Origin of the sequence: Cnuella takakiae (assembly GCF_001953305.1) — a bacterium.
Classification (GTDB): domain Bacteria; phylum Bacteroidota; class Bacteroidia; order Chitinophagales; family Chitinophagaceae; genus Flavisolibacter; species Flavisolibacter takakiae.
In genome coordinates this window covers 30,543-54,726 of the sequence record NZ_MTFE01000010.1, presented here as the reverse complement: position 1 = coordinate 54,726, position 24,184 = coordinate 30,543, and the positions used below count along the sequence as shown (strand labels likewise).

The 24,184-nt window shown below is 47.0% G+C and carries 17 protein-coding genes; 9 read left to right on the top strand and 8 right to left on the bottom strand.

What is annotated here, in order from left to right; all coding sequences use genetic code 11:
* Nucleotides 1–119: 119 nt before the first annotated feature.
* Complete coding sequence (locus tag BUE76_RS00805; protein WP_073039217.1) at nucleotides 120–389, bottom strand: hypothetical protein; 270 nt, start codon at nucleotides 387–389, stop codon at nucleotides 120–122.
* Nucleotides 390–1,214: 825 nt separating this feature from the next.
* On the opposite strand from BUE76_RS00805, the gene BUE76_RS00800 reads away from it, so the two are divergent.
* Complete coding sequence (locus tag BUE76_RS00800; RefSeq protein ID WP_073039215.1) at nucleotides 1,215–2,564, top strand: tyrosine-type recombinase/integrase; 1,350 nt, start codon at nucleotides 1,215–1,217, stop codon at nucleotides 2,562–2,564.
* 1,162 nt (nucleotides 2,565–3,726) lie between these two features.
* Here BUE76_RS00800 and BUE76_RS00795 read toward each other — a convergent pair.
* On the bottom strand, nucleotides 3,727–6,483 hold the full coding sequence (locus tag BUE76_RS00795) for a substrate-binding domain-containing protein (RefSeq protein ID WP_073039214.1): 2,757 nt from the start codon (nucleotides 6,481–6,483) through the stop codon (nucleotides 3,727–3,729).
* Nucleotides 6,484–6,820: 337 nt separating this feature from the next.
* On the opposite strand from BUE76_RS00795, the gene BUE76_RS00790 reads away from it, so the two are divergent.
* From BUE76_RS00790 to BUE76_RS00770, 5 genes are all read left to right on the top strand, one after another.
* Nucleotides 6,821–8,164 carry a sugar porter family MFS transporter gene (locus BUE76_RS00790; RefSeq protein ID WP_073039212.1) on the top strand — a complete coding sequence of 448 codons (1,344 nt, stop codon included), beginning with the start codon at nucleotides 6,821–6,823 and terminating at the stop codon, nucleotides 8,162–8,164.
* Between the two features lie 123 nt (nucleotides 8,165–8,287).
* The gene (locus BUE76_RS00785; RefSeq protein ID WP_073039210.1) at nucleotides 8,288–9,217 is read left to right on the top strand and encodes a carbohydrate kinase family protein; all 930 of its coding nucleotides are present in this window, start codon (nucleotides 8,288–8,290) and stop codon (nucleotides 9,215–9,217) included.
* Entirely contained in the window at nucleotides 9,214–12,348 is a 3,135-nt protein-coding gene (locus BUE76_RS00780) for a SusC/RagA family TonB-linked outer membrane protein (RefSeq protein WP_073039208.1), read from the top strand. The genes BUE76_RS00785 and BUE76_RS00780 overlap by 4 nt, the downstream gene beginning before the upstream one ends.
* Before the next feature lie 55 nt (nucleotides 12,349–12,403).
* On the top strand, nucleotides 12,404–14,110 hold the full coding sequence (locus BUE76_RS00775) for a RagB/SusD family nutrient uptake outer membrane protein (protein WP_073039459.1): 1,707 nt from the start codon (nucleotides 12,404–12,406) through the stop codon (nucleotides 14,108–14,110).
* A 125-nt stretch (nucleotides 14,111–14,235) separates the two neighbouring features.
* Nucleotides 14,236–15,759, top strand: coding sequence for a glycoside hydrolase family 32 protein (locus BUE76_RS00770; RefSeq protein ID WP_245798250.1), 1,524 nt, complete (start codon nucleotides 14,236–14,238; stop codon nucleotides 15,757–15,759).
* Here BUE76_RS00770 and BUE76_RS00765 read toward each other — a convergent pair.
* Nucleotides 15,719–15,955, bottom strand: a complete 237-nt coding sequence (locus BUE76_RS00765; RefSeq protein ID WP_073039204.1) for a hypothetical protein — start codon at nucleotides 15,953–15,955, stop codon at nucleotides 15,719–15,721. The two genes, BUE76_RS00770 and BUE76_RS00765, sit on opposite strands and share 41 nt — an antisense overlap.
* Before the next feature lie 302 nt (nucleotides 15,956–16,257).
* Complete coding sequence (locus BUE76_RS00760) at nucleotides 16,258–16,761, bottom strand: T9SS type B sorting domain-containing protein (RefSeq protein ID WP_083596292.1); 504 nt, start codon at nucleotides 16,759–16,761, stop codon at nucleotides 16,258–16,260.
* A 635-nt stretch (nucleotides 16,762–17,396) separates the two neighbouring features.
* Between BUE76_RS00760 and BUE76_RS23890 the strand changes: the two genes are divergently transcribed.
* From BUE76_RS23890 to BUE76_RS25390, 3 genes are all read left to right on the top strand, one after another.
* Nucleotides 17,397–17,744, top strand: coding sequence for a transposase (locus tag BUE76_RS23890; RefSeq protein WP_083596291.1), 348 nt, complete (start codon nucleotides 17,397–17,399; stop codon nucleotides 17,742–17,744).
* Between the two features lie 32 nt (nucleotides 17,745–17,776).
* On the top strand, nucleotides 17,777–18,109 hold the full coding sequence (locus tag BUE76_RS25395; RefSeq protein ID WP_083596290.1) for a transposase: 333 nt from the start codon (nucleotides 17,777–17,779) through the stop codon (nucleotides 18,107–18,109).
* Between the two features lie 423 nt (nucleotides 18,110–18,532).
* Nucleotides 18,533–18,781 carry a M23 family metallopeptidase gene (locus BUE76_RS25390; RefSeq protein WP_394333548.1) on the top strand — a complete coding sequence of 83 codons (249 nt, stop codon included), beginning with the start codon at nucleotides 18,533–18,535 and terminating at the stop codon, nucleotides 18,779–18,781.
* 117 nt (nucleotides 18,782–18,898) lie between these two features.
* Here BUE76_RS25390 and BUE76_RS00735 read toward each other — a convergent pair whose 3' ends face one another.
* The 4 genes from BUE76_RS00735 to BUE76_RS00720 form a co-directional block, all read right to left on the bottom strand.
* Nucleotides 18,899–19,657 carry a carboxymuconolactone decarboxylase family protein gene (locus BUE76_RS00735; protein WP_073039193.1) on the bottom strand — a complete coding sequence of 253 codons (759 nt, stop codon included), beginning with the start codon at nucleotides 19,655–19,657 and terminating at the stop codon, nucleotides 18,899–18,901.
* A 19-nt stretch (nucleotides 19,658–19,676) separates the two neighbouring features.
* Nucleotides 19,677–20,735, bottom strand: coding sequence for an alpha/beta hydrolase (locus BUE76_RS00730; protein ID WP_216820600.1), 1,059 nt, complete (start codon nucleotides 20,733–20,735; stop codon nucleotides 19,677–19,679).
* A gap of 103 nt (nucleotides 20,736–20,838) precedes the next feature.
* On the bottom strand, nucleotides 20,839–22,800 hold the full coding sequence (locus BUE76_RS00725; RefSeq protein ID WP_073039190.1) for a PQQ-dependent sugar dehydrogenase: 1,962 nt from the start codon (nucleotides 22,798–22,800) through the stop codon (nucleotides 20,839–20,841).
* Between the two features lie 223 nt (nucleotides 22,801–23,023).
* Nucleotides 23,024–24,064, bottom strand: a complete 1,041-nt coding sequence (locus tag BUE76_RS00720; protein ID WP_143157158.1) for an aldo/keto reductase — start codon at nucleotides 24,062–24,064, stop codon at nucleotides 23,024–23,026.
* Nucleotides 24,065–24,184: the final 120 nt, after the last annotated feature.

Genomic DNA, 24,184 nt, shown 5'->3' with positions numbered 1-24,184 from the left:
CAAAGCAATGTAGTTAATGCGAAGGCTAGCCAACTGTCATCGCAAGTGGTAGCTTCGATCAATTGCAGGTAGAGATGCATCTGATTTAAACATCAAACCACAATACTATTCAGCGTTTTTCAATCTTTATCATGCTTATTCGGATAAGCAATTAGTTTTGGTTCGGCCTTGGTTTTTACCAGGGCCTTTTTATTTGTAAACCTTAAGCTTTTACCCCAACAAGCCATTAATAGGCAGAACTTGCCAATCTGATAAGCGCCATCGGCTTCAACCAGCCTGATCACTATACCCAAGGCTTGCTCAGCGTACTGGTAAATGGAGTGAAGTTGTGATGGTAAATGCGTTTGAGGCTGGCCCTTAAGTACCTCAGGTTTAGAGAAGGTTTGCATGCACCCTCGGAGGAGAAAAGAGAAGAAGGGGCTAGATAGTTCCAGTTAGGGCACGCTGCCGAAGTCGGAGACCCCGGTATCGGGGATAACCTGTTCTTTCGGAAATCAGACAACAGTAATCTCTATTTCCTTAACCAGTGGGCCGGAACCGTTGGCGATTGTGAAGCTGCCCGGGGCCAGAATTTTTATATCAACAAAGGCTATGTCTTTACCCTTAAAGAAGGTTTCAACTTATTGGAGGGGCGTTCCGTAAACAAGGAGCTTGCCGATAAGGGCAAACCTACAAGGCCTGCCTGCAACCGGATAGTAAAGAAAGGCCCCAGGCAAGTAATTACAAGGTCAACCAGCTTCATGAAAAGTACGGCTTCGACCTGCACAAAAGTTAGGGGCTTTGCCTAACAAGCAACTAGCTAACCCCGAGTTAAACGAAGGGTTGATCCGCTCTTTGCAAAAAGGCAACCTGCAAACGCGGAAAATTTCTGTTATGTACAACCTTTATTACTTAAAGCGTACTTAAAGTTCATTGCATTGCGAATGCTGGCAAAAATGAAAAAGGTCACCGAAGTGACCTTTTGCTGCTCCCCCTGTTGGACTTGAACCAACGACCCTCTGATTAACAGTTGGGCTCGTGGCTTTACCTCGTTTATTCCGGTTTAGCTCATTTTATCGCAAACTATTATTAACCAACATTTTACACTATTTTTATTAACTTAAGTTCCCTGGACTTTGCTTCGTTTAGCACCCGCTTGATTGCAAATCTGATTGCAAATTGTACAAAATGGAATGTGTGTAAGATGAATTGAGGAGCAAGAAAAACCATTTGTTATGTCAGTAGCCATTTCCATGATCCTGGATACCCGCCGTGCGAAGCGCCAGAACAAGTATCCCGTCAAACTCAGGATTAACCACCTGAGGGTCACTAACTATTATCCTACCGTTTACGACCTATCAGAGGAAGATTACCAAAAACTCTCCGCTACCCGTGTGAGCCAGGATCTTCAAGACATCCGAGATAAACTGAAAAAATCCGAACGGGATGCTGCCAGCCTTGTTGCCCGGCTACAGCCCTTTAGTTTTGATGTTTTTGAGCGCAAGTTTGTGCTGGGTAATGCCCTGTACCGACAAAAGCGAATGAAAGTTTTGGCAGTGCCGGATGCAGAAGAAGACGGCTATGATTATACTCCATTCCTGAAGAAGTTCCCTATTCTAAAAGAAACAGGGGTGAAGCAGCTTAGCTTATCCTGGGCATACCAGCAGTACATCAGAAAACTGGTAAAGGAGGGCAGAATTAGCTCTGCTGTTGCTTACCACTGCAGCTATGTATCCCTGAAAGGTTTCAGGGGCAATGTTAACCTGCTGGAAATTAAGCCGGCTTTCCTGCAGGCTTATGAGCGACACGCTATTACAAATGGGCTGAGCAAAACAACCATAGGGATTTACCTCAGGCCCCTAAGGGCAGTGTTTAACGAAGTGATAGACCAAGGGTTGCTGAGCAAGGATACTGCCTATCCATTTGGCCGTAAAAAGTACCAGATACCCACTGCAAAGGGGGTAAAGAAGGCGCTTGACCTGGAAGATGTGGAACGCATCTATTATTACGAGTGTAGCATGGAGAACAGTTCAGAGCGGATGGCACGGGACTTCTGGCTGTTTTCCTATTTCGGTAATGGCATGAACCCCAAAGATATTGCCCTGCTGCGCTGGTCGAACTTACATGGTGATTACATCACCTTTGAGCGGGCGAAAACGGAACTCAGCCTGAGAGCTGATCCAAAGCCGATTACTGTATATGTAAATGAGGATATGAAAGCCATCCTGGAGCGGTGGGGCAACCAGGATCGTTCACCTGACAACTATGTTTTTCCCATACTGCAGCAAGGGTTGTCAGACCTGCGGATTTATGACCGGGTGCAAAACTTTGTAGGCCTTGTTAACTATTGGATGAAAGAGATACTGCAGAACCTGGGAATAGACAAGAAAGCCACCACCTATGTGGCCAGGCATACCTTTTCCACGGTGCTGAAGCGCTCAGGCGCCAGCACCGAGTTCATCCAGGAAGCACTAGGGCACACCAGCATGAAAACCACGGAAAGCTATTTGGACAGCTTTGAAAAAGAGGTGAAAAAAGCGTTTGCGAGTAATCTCAATGCCTTCAAGGATAAGGATAGGCGTTAATTGGATGTTTGTACTTGCTCTAAAAGTTCAGGACTGTGTAGTTGATCTGCTTGCAAAAAGCTCTGAGTATGCATACGGGAGCATTCGACACAATGAAGTCCTCCAGGCAGAAGATGGCTGTTTGCAACCTGCCGGTAAGCCATAAAGAAATTTTTAGGAGAGTAAAGTTCTTTACACTTCTATTTATTTAACTGCCTATAAACGCCATTGACTGTGACCTTTTTGCGCAGTCTGACGTTACGCGATACTTATGAAGAGTTCCTTAATTGTATGGTTTGTTTTGATAAGCCCATTGGTTCATGCTCAAAAAAAGCAGTGTGATGTACTACAGACTTCCTCATCAACAATGGTTCTATTAATTGTTCGACTAAACGTCTTTCCAACGACAGTGAGCTCTATTGGCATATCAAGTGTAAGCGAGTTTGGCTTACGCTTAAAAAGCTTGACAATAAAACGATTGTTCTAGATGAAGTGCCAATTGAATATTTTGGTTATACTTTTCGTTTGGGTTTTCAACTAGCAAAGGAGTATAAAAAGACCTTATTATTTAGAAGTGGGTGTCCTGCTAACGGTCCTTGCAACTTTGTGCTTGTAGATAAAACACAGGCAAAAGGATTGATGGGTTTGAGGAACTCATTTATGATCATTCTTCGAAGGAGTTTTTTGACTTTGTTATTTTATCGAAGGAAGACCAGCTAATCTTGGATTACATTGACACTCGCAAAAATATCATCATCGCATAGATCCAAAAGACTTCAATGTTGTTGTACCAGAATATGCTTTTGACAACATTTTCATAAAGGATAATGTACTTCACCTGCAATACAAATCTGGTGAAATAAACATCAATCTGAAGACTAAAGGACGCATAACATAGTATTTATGCAATGGTGGCTGATGTGCATATTACCATCAATAGAATTTCAGTTCAGCTTTTTATCTTTAACCAAAACTGACGGAACGGAAAATGCCACCACTTCATAAATACTCTGCCCGATAGCGGTCACAACAATTATCCAAAGGAATGTATCAATTTTAGCTCCTTATTTGTTGCAGTACTAATTACCTAAATTTTGACTGGTAATTGCTGGCGAAATAAGCCCGCCCAGATTGAAGATTAATAATGGAATAGTTAGATCTTATTTCAAGCAGGGCTGCATTATTATTTTTCCCGGAACGCCTTTGGTGTAGTACCAAATTTCGATTTGAACACCGTGGAGAAATAGGCAGGTGAAGCGAAGCCAACCTGGTATGCTATCTCACCTACCGTATATTCTTCATGTTGTAACAGGTATTTGGCCCTTTGCAGCCTAGTATTTAATATGAAGTCACTTATGGTAAGGTTCAACAATGCTTTTGCTTTCCGGTTGCACTGCACTCTCGAGATACCCATTTCTTGGCACACTTCTTCAACGCCAAAAGCCTCATTGCTGATATTAGATGCTATCAGCGCTGTAAGGTCGTTTACGAACTTTCTGTCCAATTTGCTCATTGCATTGGTCTTCAGATCAGCGGTTAACCCGGAAGTAAAATGATCCCGTATTCTTACCCGGTTTGCTAATATTGAGCGGGCTGAAGCTGCCAGAAACTGGAGATTGAATGGTTTTGTTATATATGCGTCGGCGCCTGTTTTCATGCCGGCCAGTTGCTGTTCGGTACTGGCTTTTGCTGTTAATAAAATTACTGGGATGTGTGAAGTGCGGATGTCGTTTTTTAATAACTGTGTTACCTCCCGGCCATCTTTGCCCGGTATAACCACATCGCAGATAATAAGATCTGGTATCAAGTCGAATGCTTGCTGCAGGGCACTCGGTCCATCAGCAGCCTCCACCACGTTGTACTCATTGCTTAATTTTTCGACGAGCAAACGGCGTAAGTCGGAATTGTCCTCCACCACCAGGATGGTTTGCTCTTTTACTTCAATGTCATGGCTATCTGCAAGCGATAAGGCTTTATCCTGCAGCTCGGCAGTGTACAGCTGATCTTCAGCATACAAAGCTTCTTGTACCGGTATTGCTGGTGATGCCTGGATTTGCTGGTGTGCCCCCTCCAGTGGTAGCGAAATGCTAAAGGTGGTTCCTTTCCCTTTTATACTTTGTACTTTGATTGTCCCTTTATGCTGCTCAATGAGTGCTCTGGAAAGCGCAAGTCCCAGACCTGAGCCTTTATTGTTTTCGTATTCACCCTGGTAAAAGACTTCAAACAGGTGCTCTTGGGCTGTTGCCGACATACCCATGCCATTATCTTCTACTTTTATTAAGGCTAACTCATTGTTTTCGCTTTTTGAAAGTGCAACATGTATCAAGCCGCCATCGGTCGTAAACTTAAAAGCGTTGGAAAGGAGGTTGAACATTACCTTATCCAGCATATCTGCATCAAAATACATGAGGAGGTGTCGCTCGGTGGTAAGCAGCCTTAAGTCAATTCCCCTTTTTTTAGCTACCGGTTTAAAATGTTGTAACATCTCATTTATAAATGCTACCAGGTCTTGTTCGGCGACCTTTATCTTCATTTTGCCAGCTTCAATCTTCCGGAAATCCATCAGTTGGTTTACCAGGCGGAGCAACCGGAACACATTTTTCTGCACCATTTCCAAACTTTGAGCCGTTGCATGTCCCAGTTTGGGATTGGCAAGAAGTTCTTCCAAGGGGCCTAATATCAAGGTGAGTGGCGTACGGAACTCATGGCTGATATTGGTAAAAAAATCCACTTTTGCCTCATTGGCTTCTTGCGCCCGAGCCGACATCAACTCCAATTGTTCTTTCTGGCTGAGGATTTCTTCGTTTTGAAGCTGCAACTGCCTGTTGATTTTCCGGTTTTCGCGAAGGGAGTAGAAAGCGAGGGCGGCCAACACAATAGTGAGTACCAGTGAAAGTGCCAGGATGTATACAAAGGTGCGTTGGTTGTTATAGATAGCTTTCAGGTTTGCGAGCATGCCTTGCTGCCGTTCAATTGCTTTTTGTTGGCTCAACGTTGTTTCGGTCTGCAACTGCATGTACCGCACATTGGTAGAGTCAATGACTGTTGTGCTAATTAAACTCTGTTTGCTATAATTCCTTTTTTGCAAAATATCCATGGCTGTACGGATGGCTTTTTCGCCTCCTGTGGGATACATCATGGTAGCAGTGATTGCTTTTTTAGCTACCAGGTCCATGCCTGCATTTACTCCGGGTAGGCCATCCACACCAATGATATGGGGAACCGGCAAGCCCTTTTCCCGGTACGCTTCGTAGGTGGCCATAGCCATCCGATCATTGTGTGCAAATACAAGGGTTGGCCTAGTTTCTGTCCCTATAGTTTTAATTAATTTCTCCTGCGCTTTCTCTTTTAGCCACTCACCATTGATCTGTTTTTGTATGTGCATTTGCGGATAAGCCTTTAGGGCATCAGCAAAGCCCTTGTGCCGCTCAATGGCTGGGGAGGACCTGGGCAAGCCTGTCAGTTCAAGAATGTCCCCTTTGCCTTTCAGCAGGTGTGCAGCATATTCGCCTGCCATGCGCCCAACTTCATAATTGTCGCCGCCAACATAAGCAGTGTAATATGGGGCATCTATTTTCCGGTCTACAACTATTACTGGGAGTTTCTTTTTGAATGCCTCTGCTACAACAGCGGTAAGGGGCACCGCTTCATTTGGTGAAATGATGAGCAGGTCGATGCCAGATTTTAATAAATCCTGAACCTGAGCAATCTGCAGGGCTGTATTGCCATTTGCCTGCCGGTATAACAGCCGGGTATTGGGGTGATAGGCCAATTCCCTATTCATTTCCTGCAACATTACGTTGCGCCAATCGTCCGAAGAGCATTGCGAGAAACCTATGGTAAAATGCTTAGGCTCCTTTTGCCGCGAGCAGGCTGTTGGTGCAATACAAATGATTGTCCAAACAATTATTAGGGAAATTGTGGTGTGTCTAAATGGCATATGCAACCTGGCCTTACAGCAATTATTTGCCTCGGCGATATTTATGAAGTGGTAAAATTAGCAAAGTGCAGGGAAGGCAATTTAAATATACGACAGGTCAATTTACAGGATTTCTAAAAAATATTGTCTTTGTTTTAGACTTGTAACAAAATCGAAATATTGCGATTCGAAATTGAAGTAAACTATAAATACTAAATAATTAAGTATGTGTAATGTTTTTGTATAACAAGTCTTTGTGTAATTTTTTTGATTGTTTCGATTTCGAAAACATTTGAGCTGTAATTGCTGGCGGTCTGCTGGTGCGGTAGGGTAAGTTGCTGGAAATTCTGCTAGCTGTATGAACAAGCGAAAAGTCTTCTTATGGAGTATTGTTGTTGCCTTGGGTGGATTTCTATTTGGTTTTGATACTGCCGTAATTTCAGGTGCCGAGCAGGCAATACAAAAATATTGGAACCTTTCACCTGTAGAACATGGACTAACCATTTCCATTGCATTAATTGGTACTGTCATCGGTTCTTTGTTTGGTTCCATTCCTTCTGATCGGCTGGGCCGGCGCACCACGCTGATGATCATTGCGTCTTTGTACCTTCTTTCCTCTTTGGGTACGGCCCTTGCTACCAACTGGTATGTATTCCTGCTGTTTCGCCTACTGGGTGGCTTGGGTGTAGGTGCCTCATCGGTAACTGCGCCGGTCTATATTTCGGAAATTGCACCAGCAAACCGAAGGGGGAGACTGGTGGCCCTGTTTCAGTTTAATGTAGTATTTGGTATTCTCCTTTCTTATTTCTCCAATTACCTGATTGGGATAGACGGTGAGCACGCATGGCGATGGATGTTGGGTGTACAGGTGTTTCCTTCTCTTTTATTCCTGGTAATGTTGCAGTTGGTGCCTGAAAGTCCCCGCTGGCTTATCTCACGCCGGGGCAAGGTAGCGGAAGCCACGGCCATCCTCAAGATTGCAAATCCCAAAACATACCTACAGGAGATAGAAAGTATTCGCAGCAATGCCGAAGCGGAGCAAAAAGCCACTGCTGCCGGCAACAAGGGCGATCAACTGCTTTCGCGCAAGTACAAGTTGCCTATATTCCTAGCAGTGTCGTTTGCCATCTTTAACCAGGTTTCAGGTATTAACGCCATCATTTATTATGCGCCACGCATTTTTGAAATGACAGGCCTGGGCCGCTCTTCATCCCTGCTTTCTACGGTTGGCATTGGGGCGGTTAATTTTTTATTCACCCTCATTGCGTTGCAGTTCATTGACCGTATAGGTCGTAAAACGCTCATGGCTATAGGGTCTGTTGGCCTTATTGCAACACTGGGGCTGGTAGCGCAGGCTTTCTATCGGCAGGATTTCGGTGGCTGGTCAGTTACCTTATACCTGCTGGTCTATATTGCTTTTTTTGCTTTTAGCCAGGGAGCAGTCATTTGGGTGTTTATATCCGAAATCTTTCCCAACCAGGTAAGAGCCAAAGGTCAGACCCTTGGTAGCACTACCCACTGGGTGATGGCCGCAGTTATTGCTTTTGCCTTTCCACTTTTTGCCGAAAAGCTGGGTGGTGGACATACGTTTTTGTTTTTCTCTTTTATGATGTTGCTGCAATTGCTTTTTGTTTGGAAGCTTATGCCCGAAACCAAAGGGCAGTCATTAGAGCAAATTGAACGTAGCCTGATCTTACACTAAACCAGCTGCTTAATAAGGTTGCCCCTCTTCATTCAAACAGAATCAACTAAGAAATCGCTGGGAATTAATTGATGGATGCCCTAACGAATTGGTACCGCTAACTGTAGATTTCAATATAATACGATGTGCTTGTCTGCTCCTAATTTGGTGTGTTTTGGAGAAATACTATGGGATGTACTGCCCAGTGTTTCCTTACCGGGTGGTGCACCCATGAATGTGGCCTACCACCTAAAAAGACTTGGCGAAAATCCCACGCTGATCTCTCGTGTCGGTACTGATGAAAGAGGGCGGAAGTTGTTGGCCCTGCTTGATGATAGCGGCATTCCTACTCAATTGGTACAAACTGATATTAGTGTTGAAACCGGCTGGGTGCATGCGCGTCCCAAGAGCCCGGATGAAATGGAATACGATATTATTCAGCCGGTAGCATGGGACTTTATCCAACATGATCCAACTGCTGCTATGGCAGTTGCTAATGCAACATATTTTGTTTTTGGGTCTTTGGCAACGCGCAATGCTGTTTCCCGCACTACTTTATACCAGTTAATGGAAGCGGCTTCCTGCCGGGTGCTGGACATCAATCTCCGGCCTCCTCATTATAACCGGGCTGGCGTGGAGTTCCTGTTGTCGAATGCCGACATCCTAAAACTTAATGAAGCCGAACTCGAACTTATAGCCCGCTGGTATGCTCCCCTTCAGGAGCATGAAGACATGATGCTTTGCCTGCAAGACAAATTCAATATTCCAACAATTATTGTAACCCTTGGCAGTAAGGGCGCCATGGTTTTGCACCAGGGTAGTTTTTACCATCATAATGGCATTTCGGTGCAGGTGGCAGACACCATCGGCAGCGGGGATGCTTTTCTGGCGGGCTTTCTACATAAAACCATTCACGGCGCCGGTACAGGGGAAGCATTGCAGTTTGCCTGCGGCCTGGGCGCCTTTATCGCCACACAAAACGGCGCCTGTCCCAATTACAATCCAGAAACAGTCCAATCGATGATACAAGCCAATTCTCAAAGCGCTCTTCTTAAAACAAAACCCCAATTATGAAACGATTATTCCATGTGATCGCTTGTGTTCTGCTGACAATAACCAGCTGGGCACAACAACGTACCATAAGTGGTACGATAACGAACAATGCCAATGCACCTCTTGCAGGTGCGTCTGTTACTGTTAAAGGAAGCACTACGGCCACACAAACCGATGGTTCGGGAAACTTCCGTATTGCCATGCCTGCGCAAAGCAATACCCTTGTGTTTACTTCGGTAGGTTACGAGTCACAGGAGCTTTCTGTGGATGGTAAAGACCAATTGCTGGTGCAAATGAAAGCCGTTGCCAACAACCTGAATGAAGTGGTTGTGGTAGGCTACACTTCGCAGCGCAAGCAAGACCTTACCGGAGCTGTAGCTGTCGTGGACCTCGCCCCTGTAAAAAACAACAGCTCGGGTAATGTTATGCAGGCGCTGCAGGGCCGCGTTGCTGGTTTGTACATCGAAAAGGATGGCTCACCCAACGGCTCAAATGGCCGCATCCTGATCCGGGGTGCCAACACCTTGGGCAACAATGATCCATTGTACATCATTGATGGTATCCCCACTACCCGTCCGGAAGTGTTTCAAAACCTAAACCCGGCAACCATTGCTTCGGTACAGGTGCTTAAGGATGCTTCTGCAGTATCTATTTACGGTGCCCGCGCTTCAAACGGCGTAATCATTGTTACCACCAAAAACGGAGGCAATACCAATAATAAGGTTTTGCTACAGTTCGATAATAGCTTCTCTGTACAATCTGAAAGGTCGTCGCGTTTTGATATGCTCAACGCCGTTGACAGGGGAAAGGCACTGTGGCAGGCTTCGGTGAACGACAAGCAGGATCCCTCCGCTGGCTATGGCGAGATTTATGGTTTTGACTGGAATAACGATTATAATAATCCAAAGCTGAATGCCGTAACCGTTAAGCCCTTTGTAGGCGGCGACCCCAACACGCCTGCTGGTAATACAGACTGGCAATCGGTATTGTATAAAAAAGGATTTGTTACCAACAACAGCCTCACTGCCTCGGTAGGTAATAAAAACTCTTCGTTAGAAATAAACCTGGGGTATCTTAATAATACGGGTATGCTGCGTTATACAGGTTATCGCCGTTACAGCGGCAGTATCAATGCCATCACAAGGGCATTCAACGACAAAGCTACTTTTGGTGTGAACCTGCGGATAGCCAACTCCAATGAAACCCTGACCGCCCGCGACCTTGGTGGGGCCACTACTACATTTCTGGGTGTTACCCTGGCGCCTACCGTTCCGGTTTACCAAAAAGACGGTACTACTTTCGCAGGTGAGTCAGGAGCAGGTTATTCGGACCGCAACAATCCGTTGCATATGCAGTATTTGTCGCGTTGGAATAATGCCAACAGGTTAAATACTTTCGGCAACGTGTTTTTTGAAATACAGCCCATCAAAAATCTCTTCTTCAAGTCCAACATCGGTGCTGATGATTCCAGGTTTCAGAATAAAGTAATTGCACCCACTTTTACAGAAGGTGCACTCAGCCGCACTACCAACAGCCTTTCTTTTGATCAGAATCATTACCTGAGTCTGACATTTTCCAATACGTTGCGGTACAATTACACCATCAACAACCACAGTATAAAGGTGTTGGCTGGTACTGAGTTTATCAAAACCGACCTGGATTTCCAAACTACACGCAAGGAAGGATTTGCGCTTCAAACCGAAAAGTATTTCACCCTGAATGCTGCCACTGGAAATACCAATGTTACGGGTGGATCTACCGGCAACAGGCTCTTTTCTCAATTCGGCCGGGTAGACTACAACTACGACGATCGTTACCTGCTGGCGTTAACATTGCGCCGCGATGGATCGTCCCGTTTTGGTGCCAATAACCAGTATGGTATTTTCCCTGCTGCATCCATGGGCTGGCGTATCGACAAGGAGGCCTTCATGGCCAACAATAAGCTGTTTTCAGAACTAAAGCTGCGTGCTGGTGTTGGCCGCGTGGGTAATCAGCAGATTGGAGACCTTGCACGTTTTGGTTTGTTTGATACACGTTATGGCACTACCCTGTCGCAACTGGTAGGTGGCTTTTGGGAACAGTATATGAATATCGGCACAGCCTACTCGCTCAGTGGCGCAAATACAGGTACGCTGCCTTCTGGCTTTGTACAAACGCAAGCGGCCAATCCAAATTTGAAATGGGAAACTACCTATGAAATCAACACCGGTATTGACTTTGCCATCCTGAACAACCGCATCTTTGGTTCTTTCGATTATTTCTCCCGCAAAACTTCGGGCATCTTAATCACTCCCCCAGTGGCCTCAGCCCTTGGCGAAGGACAGAACAAGGCTGTGAACGGCGCTTCCAAGAGCAACAAGGGTTGGGAACTGGTACTGGGCTACCGCGGTGATAAAGGTGGCGCACTGAAGTACAATGTGCAATTGAACTTTGCCCATTTCAGGGACAAAATCACTGAGCTGCCGGAAGCTGTACGGCCTGCATACCCAGGCAACCTGGTGAGCACCATTATCGGGCATTCACAATTCGACATATTTGGTTATAAAACCGCCGGCCTTTTTCAATCACAGTCTGATGTTGAAAAAGCTGCCACACAAATTGGTGCTGCTCCCGGCCGCATCCGGTACGTGGACATCAATAATGATGGTGTTATCAACGACCTTGATCGTACCTGGATTGGCACAACATTGCCCGCATTGGAATATGGTGCAAGGGTAGACCTGAACTACAAGAACTTTGATCTCTCCCTATTTGGTTCGGGTGTAGCTGGCCGCGAAGGTTTTGATGTATATACTGTTTTTAATAACCTAATGCGCAGCCGTGAGAATGTCGGACCAGGCGTATTCAATGCATGGACACCACAAAATACCAATACCCGAGTGCCAGCCCTTACCCTGAAGGATAATAACAACGAGGGGCGTACATCAGACTACTTTATCGTAAGCACTTCCTATTTCAAAATGCGGAACATGCAATTGGGGTACAACTTTGCGCCCAAAGCGGTATTCTCCAGGCTGCGTTTGTTTGCCATGGGTGAAAATCTGTTTTGGTTCAAAAGCAAGTCTTACCTGAGCCCTGATCCTGAGCGCATCGATTTAGACCCGGTGCCCATCCCCCGCACTTTCACCTTTGGTATCAATGCATCATTCTAAGAACAAGTGATGAATGATGCTGCTGCAACATTTATCAGAATTCAAAAACAAACAAATGAAAAATATAAAAGCTATTGGCTTGCTGCTAATAGGAGTACTCACTTTGGGCGCCTGCAAAAAAGCACTGGATTATGAACCCACCGGCGTATTGTCGTCGGCCGACCTTACTTCTTCTACTGCTGTTGAAGGCCTAGTAACAGCTGCCTATTCGGCCATCGGCAATGGTGATATGATTGGTCCCATTTACAGCAAATGGGCTTATGGTAGCGTACGCTCCGACGATGCATATAAAGGCGGTGGTGGTACCGGCGATGTGGGCGAAATTGATGCCATGGAACATTACAACCTGGTAGCCCCCTCTATGGATGCATTTGTGGGCCGCACCTGGAAAAACCTGTTCAAATCCATCTCCAGGGCCAACGTGGCGCTGCGGGCTGTCAATTCACTTCCGGAAACTAGTTTTCCCAATAAAAAATCCAGGCTGGCTGAGCTGCGGTTTTTACGTGCACACAGCTATTTCACCTTGAAGTTGCTTTACAAGAACATTCCCATTTTTGATGAAGCTGCTACAGAGGCGGATATCCTGAAAACATCCAATGACCTGACGAATGAGGAAAGCTGGAATAAGATTGCAGCCGACCTGCAATTTGCTGTGGACAACCTGCCTGAAATGCAAAGTGAAAAAGGCCGGGTAAACAAATATGCAGCACAAGCTTACCTTGCTAAGCTGCGTTTGTTTCAAGCCTACCAGCAGGATGACAAGCACCGTGTAACCAGCATCAATAAAACAAGACTCCAGGAAGTATTAACCCTAACGCAGGCTGTTATTGCTTCAGGCAAGTATTCTTTGAACAATGATATTGCCAACAACTTCTTGCCTGAGGGCGAGAATGGTCCTGAGTCGGTTTTTGCCATCCAGTTTTCTATCAACGATGGAACCACTTCCGGCCGCCTCAATTTTGAAGATGGATTGAACTATCCCCACGGAGCACCCCAGTATGGTTGTTGCGGTTTTCATGCTGCAAGCCAAAACTTGGTGAATGCACACACCACCAATGCTAATGGATTGCCCAATTTCGATACTTTCAACAATGGCATTGCCGATTTGAATGCTCAAACCGTTGACCCCCGCCTAGACCACACGGTGGGTATTGATGGCCATCCTTTCAAATATGATAACACACGCCCATTCAGCAACAGTTGGGTACGCGATCCGGGTGTATATGGTAATTTTCATACCATGCGCAACCAGCAACTGGCAACCAGTGTGTCTTATTTTAAGCTTGGCCCCTTCATGGGCTCGGCCAAAAACTATGATGTACTGCGCTATGATGATGTGTTGCTGATGCAAGCCGAAGCTTTCATCGAACTCGATCAACAGGACCGTGCATTGCCGCTGATCAATCAAATAAGGGCGAGGGCGGCTGCAAGTACCGGAAAACTTAAAAAAGCAGATGGCAGTTTTGCTTCCCGGTATAATGTACAGGGCTATACCACCACGGGATGGACAAAAGACTTTGCACGCAACGCCTTGCAGTGGGAGCGGCGCCTTGAGTTTGCCACCGAGGGTGAACGCTTTTTTGACCTGGTACGATGGGGTATTGCCGAACAGGTGCTGAATAATTACCTGTTGGTTGAAAAGGTGCGTCGTCCCTTCCTGGCTACCGCCAAGTTTACTGCCGGCCGTGATGAATACCTGCCCATACCCCAATCGGAAATCACATTTACCAAAGGCCTGTACAAGCAGAATCCAGGTTACTAATTTTTGGTTTGATTCAATAGAAACAAAGGGCAGGCGAATATGCCTGCCCTTTGTATTGGTACCGTTTTCCCAAATGCTCTGCCTGCCTTCAAGCCATGCAGGGTTGAACTAATTTTAAAAAAAACATGATGTTCAAAAATTTTATTCCACTTACCCTTATTGCTATACTGGTGGCATGCACAACGGCTAAGCAGTCAGCCGAAAACAGCAAGGTGGCTTCAGAGCAGCACCGACCGCAAATTCATTTTACACCACCCAGTGGTTGGATGAACGACCCCAATGGCATGGTATATAGCAATGGTACTTACCACTTGTTTTACCAGCACTATCCAGACAGCACGGTTTGGGGACCCATGCATTGGGGGCATGCTACCAGCACCAACCTGGTGGAGTGGCAACACAAGCCAATTGCGTTATATCCCGACAGCCTGGGATATATTTTCTCTGGGAGTGCAGTAGTGGATACCCGAAATACATCAGGGTTGGGCAAAAATGGCAAAGCTCCGTTGGTTGCAATATTTACGTACCACGATACCACAGGGGAGCGTAAAGGGCGCAACGACTTTCAGAGCCAGGCAATTGCCTTTAGCAACGACGATGGGAAAACATGGACCAAGTACGCTGGAAATCCTGTACTGGCTAATGCCGGTATCCGCGATTTCCGGGATCCCAAAGTGGGTTGGAATGAAGCTACAAAAAAATGGATCATGACCCTCGCTGTTCAAGACCGGGTTGCGTTTTATTCTTCTCCAGATTTGAAGAACTGGACAAAGGAAAGTGAGTTTGGAAAAGAAGTTGGTGCGCATGGCGGCGTTTGGGAGTGTCCTGACCTGTTTATGCTGGAACATGGTGGGCAACAGCATTGGGTTTTGATTGTTAACCTCAATCCCGGCGGGCCAAATGGCGGTTCGGCTACCCAGTATTTTGTGGGCAAATTTGACGGACAGCACTTTACACCTTACAGCAATGAAACACAATGGCTGGATTATGGCCCCGATGAGTATGCGGGTATTACCTGGTCCAATACGGGAAAGCGCAAGATCTTTCTTGGATGGATGAGTAACTGGCAATATGCCAACCTGGTGCCTACCAAAACATGGCGTAGTGCTACAACGGTGCCCCGGGAGTTGCGATTGGAGCAGGTAGGTGGCAAATACCGCATTGCTTCCCTTCCGGTAGCGGAACTGCAGGTGCTGGCAATTCAAACTATGCAAGGGCAACAACAAGGTGTATTGAATGGCCCCGTACGCATGAATTTGACAACTCAAAGCTTAGATGCTTTTTCAATAACCCTTAAAAATAAGGTAGGCCAAAAAGTGGTATTGGGGTATGATGCAGCCACCAATAGCTTTTATATGGATCGGCGTGCTTCCGGGAAAATAAGTTTTGAACCTGGTTTCGCTGCCATACACCGGGCACCCCGGTTTTCTGCCACTCCCAATATAAAGCTGACTCTTATTGTTGATAAAGCATCTGTAGAATTGTTTGCTGATGATGGCCTTACCGTTATGACGCAAATCTTTTTTCCTGACAACGACTATGAAAGCTATAGCATTGATGTAAAAGATTCATCTGCTATTCAATCCTTTCAGGTAACGCCTTATCGATCTATGTATCTGCAAGGCCAAAACCATAAGGCTCTGAAATAGCAGTGTTCAATTGCAAATACTTGTAAGCCCGTTGCCTCTGGTAACGGGCTTTTTGTTGCTTACCGTGGTAGTCATTGTTTAATTGAAATTTTGTTTTCCAAAACTGTAAAACTTGCTTCGTTTGTTTTAACTGACCTTCAGCAATTAGCTGCACGTATAGCTTAACCTTTTCAATCGCTTCTTTTTCTAAAAGCAATGCATTTGGAACAGCTTTTCTTATTGCCGTAAACCTATGTATACCTGGAAAGAGCTGAAGTTAACAAAGGCTCAAACTTGCCTATCAGGTGGCGTGAATGGCAATATTTTACCTGGATGTTATAAAGGGCAGTTGCTCCAAAATTGTAATGAGTAGTACCAACTCTGCTTTTTAAACTTTTAAGCAAACGGGTTTGCACCGAGGCTTTTTGATTCTGTGGTTTCAAAAGTCCAACAGTGCAGTCCTTGCTATAAAGTTTAAATTTTAGTCTATAGCGGTCCTGTTATACACACTTTATTACCTCATCTAACAAGTGTTACGGTTCCTTTGTGCAATAATTTTGCCTTACCCCGGAGTTGTACCAGGCAGGTCCATGTGTATACCTGGCTTCCATCGCCTGCTCCCTTAAAATTGCCATTCCACCCCTTGTTGGCGTCTTTGGTTTCAAAGATCTTTTTTCCCCAGCGTTTGAAAACTGTAAAATGATACTGTTGGATGTCGCCAAAAACCAAAGGCCGGAATTGGTCATTTTTGCCATCACCTTTGGGCGAAAATGCAGTGGGCACATAAACACCTTCCATGCACTGTTTCAATTTGACCAGGATGGAATCTTTACCGGTGCATTCGTTGGCATCTTTCACCAGGAGTGTATACAGTCCCGGCTCTTCAATGGTGATTTCTTTTTTCACTTCATTGGTATTCCATAAATAGCTGCTATAATTCCGTGCAAGGCCTATGGTGATTTTGTCAAACGCGCAGATGCTGGTGTTCAATGGCAAAAAGCGGGCGGGTAGCGGTAGGAGCATGTTTATGGAAATAGTATCGCTTGCCGTGCAACCGTTGTTGTCCTAAACCTTTACCCAATAGGTGCCGGTGTCTTTTATGGTGATGGTGCTACCTGTTTGATGGGAGCTACATAAGTATTGTTTGAAACTTCCTGCATCCAGTTTTCTTTCTGATCCAAAACAGAGCTTCGCATCTTTGTTTAACTGTATGTCAGGTTTGGCGAATACCCTTACTATTTCTACGGTGTCAGCCGACCGGCAGCCCACTTCTGTTTGTGCATGGACAATGTACCTGCCTGCTTTGCTCCCTTTTATTTGCTGCGTTGTTTCACCAGTATTCCAGATGAAGCTGCTGAAACCACTTCCTGCATCAAACACTACGTTTTCTCCTGCACAGACACTTGTATCAGTTCCTAAGTTAATTGTAGGAGCGGATGCTACTTTTACCCGTACTGACGCTATCTTTTAAGTTAAACCAAAACATCATGGAGTTAGACACGTTCATCACTGAGACTTTAGTTTCAATCATTAAAGGAGTTAGCAATGCACAGGATTTTTCTAAACAGGATGGCGCAAGGATAAATCGTGTTAGAGCTTATCACAAAAATGGTTTTGAATAGGTATGGGCTTTGTGAAGTGGATTATAAAGGAGTTTTATGAAAGGTGGTGTTTGGCTGAGTGATGGTGAATGGGCAGCTGTAAATGAGTTACTGACAAAGCAAAAGCGGCGAAAAGACGGAAAGGGCAGACCCCGACGCGATCCCAAGGAAGTGTTAAACGGCATCATTTACATTTTGTTTTCTGGTGCTCCGTGGCATTTGTTGCCTCATGATTATCCTCCTTACCAGACCTGCCACCGATACTTCCAAATGGGGATCCAAGCAGGGGTGTTTAGAAAGATACTTGCGCGGTTAATTGCCTATCATAATGGAAGGAGTAAAGGAAAGCCGACCGCTTACATCGATGGTTCTTTTGCCACGGCAAAAAGAGGGGTTCGAGTGTAGGGAAGACAAAGCAGGGCAAAGGTTCCAAGGTAATGGCTATCACCACTAAAGGCAGCCGGCCGCTTGCCCTTCCGGTGTTTTCGGCCAAGCCCTTTGAAACAAAGCTGGTAAAACAAACCATCAGGGAGCGATTCAGCAGGGCACGCATCGGGAAGTTGGTGGGCGACCGGGCTTATGACAGTGATCCACTGGATAAGGAGTTGAAAAGAAAAGGCATTGAGCTCATCGCACCGCACAAGCGAAACAGAAAACGAAAAAAGACCCAGGATGGACGAAAGCTAAGAGCTTACAGAAAGTGCTGGACTGTTGAGCGGTTCTTTGCATGGTTACAAAACTTCAGAAGATGTATAGTCAGATGGGAGTGAAAGCAAGAAAACTTCCAGGCATTTATCTACCTCGCTGCCATCAACATTATGTTAAGATATTTTGGAGGTAACCTCTAGTAAAAAGGTGAATTTATGTTTACTTCTAAGTCGATTAAGCATACTTACTATACCCTTTTGTTGGTTGGGATGCAGGGTAGGGCACAGCTTTCAACTGTGGGGGTTATTGGAAGAAAAGTATCGAGGGCTGTTCAACGGGGTGTAGAAAAACCTGAACAAGACTCCATGCGCATGCCCCCAGCAGATACAACAGTATATAATAAAGAGTAAAAAGAAAACAATCAAAGTGTTCGGTACCCTACCCGTAAACCGCTGTTCCATCCTCCTTTAAGACGAATCAGGGTTACTTCAAGTTATGGAAAGCGGTACCAACCCATTTCCAAATTGCCGCACGTTCACGATGGCGTGGATCTGGAGGCTTATCATGAACCGGTGATGGCAGTAGCGGCAGGACGGGTAGAAAAAGTGGGGTTTGATGAGCGGTCTGGGGTGTATGTTGTGTTGGATCATGGACAGGGAATCACAACATCATATGCTCATTTACAATACGCCTTGGTGAAAATTGATCAATTGATAAATGAAGGCCAACCAATAAAATTTCAGGAAATACAGGCAAGAGTAGAGAGCCACACCTACATATTTCCATGCGCTTAGATAAACATTCATTGAACCCACTAGAGATAGTTAAGTAAGAAAAACAGCCTAGGGTTAAAAGCTGTTTTTCCTACTCCATTGATTTTTCCTAGTGTTGCGCTCCAGTATGTAATCTGACTATTTGTTACCATGCCGTCTGGCGGGTGCCAAGGTCTTTTGCAGTACTTGTGCTGCATCGAGCCCTTCCTGATCGCCCACATTAGTGCGGATGATGGATACTAATTGTTGCAGTGCTGCTTCGCTGATGCCGTTGTACCTACCTACGCCAAAATGGCTTTGCAGTTGGGCCTCTAATCCACCCATAGCAGCAAGTGCAGAAATGGTGGCAATTTCCCTAGTTTTCCAGTCCATATTATCCCGGCCAAAAATATCGCCGAAAAGGTGTGTTTTCAGGAACTGGTCGATGGCGGGTGCAAACTCGTAGAGTTCACCAGTAACTGGTCGTCCTACCAACTTGGTTTGGTTATCGGTACCAAACTGGAGGAAGCTTCTTTCAGTGGGCAAAGATGTTGCTTCCCGGCCTTCCATATCTTTAATGCCCTTTGCCTTCCTATCTTTTACAACAACCATAAAGTTGTTGAGCGCATTGAGGCTGCGCGGAAAACCCGCATAGGCATACAACTGTACCAGCACCTCTTTTATTTCATTTATCGTCAAACCCAGGTTAAGCCCTGTTTCCAACGCTTGCTGCAATTTGGGCATATTGCCTTTGGCAGTAAAGGCGGCAATCAGTACGATGGCCTGCTCCTTTGCATTTAGTTTATTGTCTTTCTGTAAAGCAGTTGCGTTGCTGGGTGCCATTGTTTGTGCTTTAAGGTTTGGGGAAAGGCTGCAGAGCAGCACCATACCCAGCATATAGATTTTGTATTTCGGCATGAGCGTATTGTTTGCTGTATTAATCAAGTTTCTTTTCTTTCAACCATTGCGACATCAGGTCGGCAACTTGTACATTATTCAAATCGGAAAAAGGAAAATGGGTGTTGCCCTTTACTCCTGCTTCAGGCAGGTGAACCACCGTTACATCGCCGCCATGGCGGTTTACCACATCACGCCACAGCCTTGCCATTTGCAGGCGTGCCCGCCACCCATCGGTACCGGGGTTGTCCGACTGCTTTGCCGGTATGTTATCGCCATAGTAAATGATGATAGGTATTCTGGTAAGTGCCATAAACTGGGACATGGGAATACCTATAGCAGCCAGTGAACCGCCGGTCATAGCGATGGGTGCGGGCACCTCGCCTTCCGGGAACAGGAAGCCGCTTCCGGGCTCATACGAAACGATGGCTTTTACCTGCGGGTTCTTCGTGGCCGTAAGCCATCCCATACCGCCAGAATGGGAATGCGTTACCAGAATAGCCGGACCTATTTTTTGAAGCAGCGCGGATACCGCTTCTGCGTTTACATTGATATCGATGGGACCAACATTGGGCACCATCTGCCGGAAATACTGGTTCAGTGTTGCCGTGTCGCGGGCAAACTGAACGCCTTCAAAATAGGCCGGCCACATGCCTACCCTGAAGGTATTGAACCACTGCTGCTCATCGGGTGTAGGTTCGATGCTGCCACCCACCATGCTGCGGCCTGCATTGCCCCTGCGCGGTTGGTCCACCAGGTAAACGCCAAAACGCCTGCGGAGAAAAATGTTCTGGTATCCTTCGCGGCCATCAGGCGTTGTTTCCCAGGTTTTTGAAAACTGACCAATGCCATGCCACATCACCAGGGGATATTTGCGGGCTTTTACCGGCACCTGGTAAAATACATAGGCATGGTCGCCCCGGTAAGTTTGTCCTGCCGGTGTGGGCTTGTAGGTATCAAAAGTACCAGGAGCGGTAACCATGCTACCACCGGCGGCAAAACTGCCCTGCTCCTGAATGACGAGCGGGCCATTGCCTGAACCTCCTTTTAGCGATGCACAGGAAGCAAGAAAAAGGGAAGCAAACCCAATCAAAGGCAAGACCCTCGATTTCCTAAAAACAATATGATTAGTGTACATAAAACAGATTTTTTATTTGCCCTGGCTATCATACCAAACCTAAGGTAAGCGCACCAGACCGTAGTTATTTAACGCTTACCATGGTGCGAATCATTCCATCTCCTTTTGTCAGCACATACAGTTCGCCGTTGCTATCCTCCGCCAGCCGGAGGTCGATACGGCCGGCACCTGCCACCGCTCCCCTGCCAGGAAGTACCGGTCCTTTGCCACCGCGTCTTTGATAGGCCTGTTCCGATAGTGTGCGGATGCCGGCATTTAGCTCGTGCAGGGGCGCCATGGTTTGTGGATTGCCATCATCGGCAGCAAGAATGTCTTTCATATAAGCATACCAGATTCTGCCGGTAGTGATATCGCCAAAAACCAAGGTACCCTTCAAGGCCGGAATGCGTTTGCCCCGGTACACGAAGCCATTGGCAATGGCATCGCCGCCCGTGGGTGCATGGGGGTAAGCAGCAACAGCATAAGTGGGTTTTACCGTACCGTTGGTTAGGGTGTCGGAAACTCTTACTGCCAGGGTGTCTACGGCAGGCAGCGGCCCCATGCCATTGTTTTGCGACATGCTTTGCATGCCCTCGCGGAAGGGATAGCCATAGTTTGCGCCCTTTTTGATAATCATCACCGTTTCCCAACTCACCAAACCAATGTTGAACGCAAGCAAAACAGGGTTGCGGGGCTTTGCGGGGTCCACATACCAGGTGAGGCGGTGCGGATTGCGCAAGCCATAAGCCCATATCTCCTTACGGGCACCCGCAACCGAAACAAAGGGATTATCGTTGGGTATGCGGTAGCGGCCGTTTTCGCTTACCGTGCTGGTGGCTTTATGCTCGCTCAGCATGGGTATGATGCGCAGGATTTTACCCTGGTAGGTATCTAACCGTTGGGCATGCATCCGCATAGGACCGGGGCGCTCGCCGGTTCCCGCATCGCCAATGCCCAGGTACATAACCCGGTAGTCGGGGTCGCCGGGACGGGCCACGGGGTTAAAGGTCATTTCGTTGAGGGGATGGAAAATGCCCGGCACCTGCAAACGGAACACTTCCCTTGCCGTTCCTTCAAATGTAGCGTTGACGGGTTGCTGGTCGGTCCACTCCACAATCACCAACTCGCGGGCCATTTGCAGGTTGGGAGCCGGGTATGGTTTAACCAGTGCGGGCGAGGTGCTGTACCCCGCAAGGTCCAACCCGGGTATCACGCCTGCCTTAGGCATAGCGCTGTCGCCGCTTGTTGTGGGCAGTTCCATGTGGAGGGTATAGAATACACCATTGCGGGCGTACCCGGGGTCGAAAACAAAATTCATCAAACCGGTGGCATAGCCCATTACCGGTGTAAACTTGGGAAATAACCCTGCCTTGCCGCCCGAGCCGTTGAAGTTCAGGTAAGGCGTTGTTTTCTTTGATTGCTTGTCGATGATGTACAACAGGCCATTCAGGTCGTTGACAAAAAACCGGCGGCTGCCCGGTTCCTCACGCAGGATGCTGCCTCTTGCCAGCACACCGGTAACGCGGTCGGAAGACATATCACCCGTGATGGGCAGTTCCAGGTAATCGGCCAGCTCCAGTTTGCGTGCTCCCGCCACTGGCCCCGGCCTTTGTGGCAAAGGCTGGTCGGCCCCGGCTGTAGCTCCTGCCTGGGGCGAGGCAAGCGAACGGATATAAGCCACCACATTCCTGATTTGATTATCGGAAAGGCTGCCCCCGTAAGGTGGCATCATTGCTTCCGGAATACCTTTTTTGATGGTATTGAGGATTGCGGCATCTGTTGCCCCATGGTCCCAAACACCATCGGTAAGGTCGGGTGGCTGCTTTCCGCCCCGTTCGGTGATGATGGAGAGTTCCGCTCCTGCCTTAACCGCCCCCTGCGCCCTGGGGCCATGACAGTTGGCACAATTGACGGCATACAACTGCCTGCCATTGGCGATTGCCTGCGCAGCCGTGCGTGTTTGTGCCCAAACATTGGTTGACAGAAACGCAGGGAGCAGCATCGATAAAATAAATGCAATGACTATTTTTTTACCTTCTGTTTTCATCGGTCTTACAAGTGCTAATCAAGTTTGTTTTTCAATTATGGCTTTACATCTGTTGGGTAAGGTTTAGTAACCACCTCATTTTTAGGAACACCTATTTAAATACGATAGTGGTTACCTAACCCCGCCTGCATTCCAATTGGCCCTACTGGTCCTTAAGCAGGGTATCGGGGGTACGCACACCCTGCAGTTGGATTTGCTCTATGGCGGTACGGAAATCCTTTAATTAGGCGGCGGTGAATACTACATTGTTCGCCCCCAGGTTCTCCTTTAAATGAGCCATGTTGGTGGTACCCGGTATAGGCACAATCCAGGGCTTTTGGGCCTGCAGCCATGCCAGCGAAAACTGACCGGGCGTAACGCCTTTTTGTTTCGCCCATTGCTGCACCAGGCGCACCAACTGCATATTAACTTTGAGTGCCTCGGGAGTCATGTAGGGCAGTTGCGAATTACGGTTGGAAGGTTCAAACCGGGTGTTTTCATCAAACCTGCCCGTGAGCAAGCCCCTGTTGAGCGGCCCCCATGGCACAAAGCCAATACCCAATTCCTGGCAGGTAGCCAATATGCCTTTTTCCATCACCCGCTCTATCAAAGAGTATTCGCTTTGCAGGGCAGATACCTTTTGAACCGCATGTGCCCGGCGGATGGTATCGGGGGCTGCTTCCGAAAGGCCGAAGTGTCTTACTTTACCTTCTTTAATCAGGTCTTTAACAGTGCCGGCTACTTCTTCAACAGGCACTTTCGGGTCTACGCGGTGCAGGTAGTACAGGTCGATGGTATCTGTTTTCAACCGCCTCAGTGAACCTTCCAATGCCAGCCTGATGTGCTCGGGACGGCTGTTGCGGCCACCTCTTGCACCACTGGTGGTGTCAAAGCCAAACTTGGTGGCCAGCACCACTTTATTTCTATAGGGCTGCAGCGCCTCGCCTACAATTTCTTCGCTGTAGTGCGGGCCATATACTTCCGCCGTGTCAAAAAAAGTAAGGCCCTGGTCAATGGCGGCATGAATGAGGGCCACCATTTCTTTTTTGGGTTGCGGCGGATTGTAGGTACCTGCCATGCTCATGCAACCCAAGCCCAGCGCGGAAACTTCCAGGGTGCCCAGCATGCGTTTACCATTTGCTACAGGGAGGCCTGCAGTGTTTTGGTGGGTAGTAAAACCTGCCAGTGCCGAAGACCCGGCTAATAAACCGGCGCCTGCCAAAGCAGCCTGGGAGATAAAATAGCGGCGGCTAAGGCTATTGGTTTGTTTGTTTTCGTTGTCCATTTATGCTTGATTTGGGGTGATAATTTTTTGGGGATTGGGATGTTGGCTGTTGGCTATTGGCAGTTGGTAATACCAAACAGGATGCAAACGGCAGCATTTAGTTGCTATCAACAACCTGCC

Bases quoted from the DNA above. Each gene is read 5' to 3' on its own strand.
- BUE76_RS00805 (WP_073039217.1), bottom strand. From the start codon at position 389: ATGCAAACCTTCTCTAAACCTGAGGTACTTAAGGGCCAGCCTCAAACG.
- BUE76_RS00800 (WP_073039215.1), top strand. From the start codon at position 1,215: ATGTCAGTAGCCATTTCCATGATCCTGGATACCCGCCGTGCGAAGCGC.
- BUE76_RS00795 (WP_073039214.1), bottom strand. From the start codon at position 6,483: ATGCCATTTAGACACACCACAATTTCCCTAATAATTGTTTGGACAATC.
- BUE76_RS00790 (WP_073039212.1), top strand. From the start codon at position 6,821: ATGAACAAGCGAAAAGTCTTCTTATGGAGTATTGTTGTTGCCTTGGGT.
- BUE76_RS00785 (WP_073039210.1), top strand. From the start codon at position 8,288: ATGTGCTTGTCTGCTCCTAATTTGGTGTGTTTTGGAGAAATACTATGG.
- BUE76_RS00780 (WP_073039208.1), top strand. From the start codon at position 9,214: ATGAAACGATTATTCCATGTGATCGCTTGTGTTCTGCTGACAATAACC.
- BUE76_RS00775 (WP_073039459.1), top strand. From the start codon at position 12,404: ATGAAAAATATAAAAGCTATTGGCTTGCTGCTAATAGGAGTACTCACT.
- BUE76_RS00770 (WP_245798250.1), top strand. From the start codon at position 14,236: ATGATGTTCAAAAATTTTATTCCACTTACCCTTATTGCTATACTGGTG.
- BUE76_RS00760 (WP_083596292.1), bottom strand. From the start codon at position 16,761: ATGCTCCTACCGCTACCCGCCCGCTTTTTGCCATTGAACACCAGCATC.
- BUE76_RS23890 (WP_083596291.1), top strand. From the start codon at position 17,397: ATGAAAGGTGGTGTTTGGCTGAGTGATGGTGAATGGGCAGCTGTAAAT.
- BUE76_RS25395 (WP_083596290.1), top strand. From the start codon at position 17,777: ATGGCTATCACCACTAAAGGCAGCCGGCCGCTTGCCCTTCCGGTGTTT.
- BUE76_RS00735 (WP_073039193.1), bottom strand. From the start codon at position 19,657: ATGCCGAAATACAAAATCTATATGCTGGGTATGGTGCTGCTCTGCAGC.
- BUE76_RS00725 (WP_073039190.1), bottom strand. From the start codon at position 22,800: ATGAAAACAGAAGGTAAAAAAATAGTCATTGCATTTATTTTATCGATG.
- BUE76_RS00720 (WP_143157158.1), bottom strand. From the start codon at position 24,064: ATGGACAACGAAAACAAACAAACCAATAGCCTTAGCCGCCGCTATTTT.